This is a genomic window from Vibrio sp. 10N.286.51.E5 (assembly GCF_041469125.1).
GTDB lineage: Bacteria > Pseudomonadota > Gammaproteobacteria > Enterobacterales > Vibrionaceae > Vibrio > Vibrio crassostreae_C.
This window is the reverse complement of the sequence record NZ_JBFRJZ010000129.1, coordinates 1-2,632: the sequence shown is the minus strand read 5'-3', so window position 1 is coordinate 2,632 and position 2,632 is coordinate 1. Positions and strand designations below refer to the sequence as shown.

Here is a 2,632-nt window from a genome sequence, read left to right as displayed (position 1 = left end):
CCTCCTACTCGATTCTGTTATTCCGCGGTAACTTAATGATGAATATTTGGAATAGGTTAGAATCTTGTGTTTCGTTATTGCTCGTCTGCCGTGAGTGGTAACTTGTCGCTACACAGGACTTTAAGGCGTTGGGTATATGGAAATCACTCTAGAAATATTGGCTATCTTGTTTGTTGTTGCAACGGCAGCAGGCTTTATTGATGCAATGGCTGGCGGCGGTGGGTTGTTGACTCTACCTGCATTGCTCGCGGCTGGCGTGCCACCCACGCAAGCACTGGCGACTAACAAACTCCAGAGCTCATTTGGCAGCTTCTCTGCGAGTTGGTATTTCGTGCGTAACGGTATCGTCAGTATTAAGGAGATGCGCCTCGCTATCTTTTGTACCTTTATAGGTTCGGCTATTGGTGCTGAGTTGGTTCAATACATCGACGCGAGCCTTTTGACCAGCGTGATCCCACTGCTGCTTATCGCGATCTCTCTCTATTTCCTATTAGTACCACAAACCAGAGCCTCTGAAGGCAAACAAAAGATCTCCGAGGCGATGTTTGCGTTATGTGTCGGTGGCGGTGTTGGTTTCTATGATGGCTTCTTTGGCCCTGGCACAGGCTCAATCTTCACTGTGTGTTTTGTTGCGATTGGCCATTTCTCATTGGTCGATGCTACGGCGCGAACTAAAGTATTGAATTTCACCTCGAACATCGCTGCACTGATTTTCTTTATTTTGGCTGGCTTGCCTATTTGGGAGTTAGGATTAGTGATGGCGGTTGGTGGTTTTATGGGGGCTCAGCTTGGCGCCAAAGTCGTGGTGACAAAAGGGCAGAAATGGATTCGCCCCCTTGTGATCGTAATGTCGATGCTGATGGCTTCTAAACTGCTTTGGGAACAGCATCAACAATGGATTCTATCAGTATTTTAACTCTTGGAGACTGGTAGCTATTCGGTCTAACACAGACATGAATCGGTCGAATTAAGCCTGCTAATTCAGGGAAGCTATACAAGTATTGAGGCTCAATATTGAGTGTTTTTACGATAGAGAGCGGGATTAACGCAGGCCCAGTCCCGCCCAATGCAAGTTGCGCCGCTGCGGTGTAGGCATCCATCTCCATCAAGGGTTTGATGCCGAATTTTTCTAACACAGATAATTGATAAGAGTTAGCAGGGTTGGTCATATCGTTGGTAATGACCAATGGAGGAAGAGCCGTGAGTGGCTGCTTACTCACAATGTAAAACGGCTCATCAAACAGGTGGAAAGTCATCAATCCATGATGCGGTGGCAATAAGCCAGCGCACAACCCTAGAGTTGCCTTGCCTGATTGCACTCGCTCTATGATTCTTGGCGTGTGGTTGGTGGTAATGGTGATGTATTTATCTTGCTGGATAAATTGCCCCATCATCTCACCTAAGTAGCCCGCTATCAGAGACTTAGAGCTGTCTAGGGTAATTAGAGTGGTATCTTCCAACTCTTGTTGTTCATAAATAAGACCACGAAGTTCATTGAACGTAGGGCCAATACTCTCGATCAATGCAACCGCATCCGGCGTCAGTTTTATCTGTCGGCCACTCGGCTCGATGAGCTTTTTACCTAGCTTCTTTTCTAAATTTGCAATCCGTTTGCTGACCGCAGATTGGCTGATATAAAGCAAACTGCCTGTGCGGCTCATGGTCTTTGCTTTACTCAATACCAGTAGAGTTTCGATTCCTTCGAGTAGCATTGGGTTATATTCATGAAATTTGGGAATGATTGAATCAAGTTACCTGAAACGACATTCATTCTCTAGTCTTGAGCTCATAGATATCACACAAGTTACGAACTTTGAACCAAGCTCGCGATGCGTTGACCAAAATAGAAAGCGGCTTTTAGGTCATTCGTATTAATACTGTTGCTTGTAGAGTTTGGATCCTCGTCGACACTGGCAACCAAGCCAATGCTCGAGCCTGTACGATTCAGACCTAGGTCGTCGATGTGTTTAGATACATCAAGCCCTGCCCAAATCATGCCATGCTGGCAAGCTAGAGTGAAAAAGCTGAATAGGGTTTGTTGTTGTTCTCCGTTGAGACTGCCCCCAGTGGTGAAGCCAGCAGCAAGTTTGTTTCTCCATGATTTCTTACCGTAGGTATCGCTGGTCGCATCCATAAAACTCTTAAACTGAGCGGCAGGAGACCCCATGTAAGTTGGCGCGCCAAAGACAATCGCACCACAGCTGTCTAATGCTGTGAGCTTATCGTCATTGTCATACCTTCCTTCAATAATTTCAGACGAGAGAACCTCGATGAGCAGTGTCGAGCTAGGCAATTGAGAGTTTCCGCCCTCTGCGATGAGCTCTGCTACTTGCTTGGTTGCCCCACATTTAGAGAAGAAAACAATTCCAATTTTATTACTGCTCATCCTTAAACCCTCGTTGTTAGCATTAGTAAGTAAATTTATTTATAAAGTTATTTGTTTACTAATATAGTCTGGTAATCGGATAAGTAAATAAAAAACATTATTAACTGGATTGGAATTTGGAAATGAGAGAGGGACTTTGGAAAGTGAAATTTAGGAATTCGTATTTAATGACTGATGTTTATGAGTGAATTAGAAGATGAAGTAGAATTAAGAAAGGCTCCTTTACGACCCTGTAAATAATTTTGT

3 protein-coding genes are annotated in these 2,632 nt (G+C 44.6%); 1 reads left to right on the top strand and 2 read right to left on the bottom strand.

Features of this window, described 5'->3' with window-relative positions; genetic code table 11:
* Nucleotides 1-136 precede the first annotated feature (136 nt).
* A complete protein-coding gene (locus tag AB4161_RS22950; protein ID WP_372084443.1) occupies nt 137-916 on the top strand; it encodes a TSUP family transporter in 780 nt (259 codons plus the stop codon).
* On the opposite strand, the gene AB4161_RS22945 is transcribed toward AB4161_RS22950, so the two are convergent.
* A complete protein-coding gene (locus AB4161_RS22945; RefSeq protein WP_239830094.1) occupies nt 867-1,712 on the bottom strand; it encodes a LysR family transcriptional regulator in 846 nt (281 codons plus the stop codon). The two genes, AB4161_RS22950 and AB4161_RS22945, sit on opposite strands and share 50 nt — an antisense overlap.
* Nucleotides 1,713-1,804: 92 nt before the next feature.
* Nucleotides 1,805-2,386, bottom strand: a complete 582-nt coding sequence (locus AB4161_RS22940; protein ID WP_372084441.1) for a flavodoxin family protein — start codon at nt 2,384-2,386, stop codon at nt 1,805-1,807.
* Nucleotides 2,387-2,632: the final 246 nt, after the last annotated feature.

Bases quoted from the DNA above. Each gene is read 5' to 3' on its own strand.
- AB4161_RS22950 (WP_372084443.1), top strand. From the start codon at position 137: ATGGAAATCACTCTAGAAATATTGGCTATCTTGTTTGTTGTTGCAACG.
- AB4161_RS22945 (WP_239830094.1), bottom strand. From the start codon at position 1,712: ATGCTACTCGAAGGAATCGAAACTCTACTGGTATTGAGTAAAGCAAAG.
- AB4161_RS22940 (WP_372084441.1), bottom strand. From the start codon at position 2,386: ATGAGCAGTAATAAAATTGGAATTGTTTTCTTCTCTAAATGTGGGGCA.